Raw genomic sequence first — 1,553 nt, 5'->3', positions numbered from 1 at the left:
CCGCTGCGGGCCGAGGAGGCCCTCGCCCTCTTCGACACCGCGTACGCCTGCGGCCGGCCCGCCACCGTCCCCCTCCACATCAACCGCACCGCACTGGGCGCCCGCACCGACGAACTGCCCGCGCTCCTGCGCTCCGCGACCCCCACCCCGCAGCGCCGCAGCGTGCGACAGAGTGCGAGCGGTGCGGGAGCCGGCGCGGCCAGCGAGCTCGCGGCGCGCCTGGCGGGGAAGACCGAAGAGGAACGCGAGCGCGCCCTCCTGGAACTCGCACGGGCGCACGTGGCCGCCGTACTGGGTCACGAGTCGGCCGACGCCATCGAACCCGACCGGGCGTTCCAGGAGCTCGGCTTCGACTCCCTCAGCGCCGTGGAACTGCGCAACCAGCTGAAGGCGGCCACCGGGCTCCGGCTCCCCGCCACCCTCGTCTTCGACTACCCCAACGCGCGGGCCGTCGCCCGGTACATCGGCGAGGCCGTCAGCGGCTCGACGCTGGGCACCGACACCCGCCCGGCCACCGCCGTCCGCTCGCAGGCGGACGAAGACGACCGGATCGCGATCGTCGCGATGAGCTGCCGTCTCCCCGGCGGCGTCACCTCGCCCGAGGACCTGTGGGAGCTCGTCGTCGAGGGCCGGGACGCGGTCTCCGGCTTCCCCACCGACCGCGGCTGGGACGTCGAGGGCGTCTACGACCCGGAGCCCGGCGTGCCCGGGAAGACGTATGCCAACGAAGGCGGCTTCCTCTACGGGGCGGGCGACTTCGACCCGCACTTCTTCGGGATCAGCCCGAACGAGGCGCTGATCATGGACCCGCAGCAGCGCCAGCTCCTGGAAGTCTCCTGGGAGGCCATCGAGCGGGCGGGCATCAACCCGCACACCCTCAAGGGCAGCAAGACCGGCGTCTTCGCGGGCGTCATGTACCACGACTACGGGCAGGGCACGGAGGCAGCGGCAACGACCGGCGGCAGCCTGATCTCGGGCCGCGTCTCCTACACGCTGGGCCTCGAAGGCCCGTCGATGACCGTGGACACGGCCTGCTCATCGTCCCTGGTCTCCCTGCACCTGGCGACCCAGTCGCTGCGCTCCGGCGAGTGCTCCATGGCGCTCGTCGGCGGCGTCGCCGTGATGGCGAGCCCCGACATGTTCGTCGAGTTCAGCCGCCAGCGTGGCCTCGCCGCGGACGGCCGCTGCAAGTCCTTCGCGGGCGCCGCCGACGGCGCCGCCTGGTCGGAGGGCGTCGGAGTCCTCGTCGTCGAGCGGCTCTCCGACGCCCTGCGCAACAACCACCCGGTGCTCGCGGTGATCCGGAGCTCCGCCGTCAACCAGGACGGCGCCTCCAACGGTCTGACCGCACCCAACGGCCCGTCCCAGCAGCGCGTGATCCAGAGTGCGCTGGAGAAGGCCGGTCTGACGACGGCCGACGTCGACGTCGTGGAGGCGCACGGTACGGGCACCAAGCTGGGCGACCCGATCGAGGCGCAGGCCGTGCTGGCCACCTACGGTCAGGGCCGCGACGAGGACAAGCCGCTGTGGCTGGGCTCCCTCAAGTCGAACAT

The 1,553-nt window shown here is 72.6% G+C and carries 1 protein-coding gene; it reads left to right on the top strand.

What is annotated here, in order from left to right:
• A partial coding sequence (locus tag ABZZ20_RS36835) for a beta-ketoacyl synthase N-terminal-like domain-containing protein (protein WP_356877424.1) occupies positions 1 to 1,553 on the top strand: 1,553 nt, incomplete at both ends.

This window comes from Streptomyces sp. NPDC006430 (genome assembly GCF_040612395.1).
GTDB lineage: Bacteria > Actinomycetota > Actinomycetes > Streptomycetales > Streptomycetaceae > Streptomyces.
This window is presented reverse-complemented; position numbering and strand designations above follow the sequence as displayed.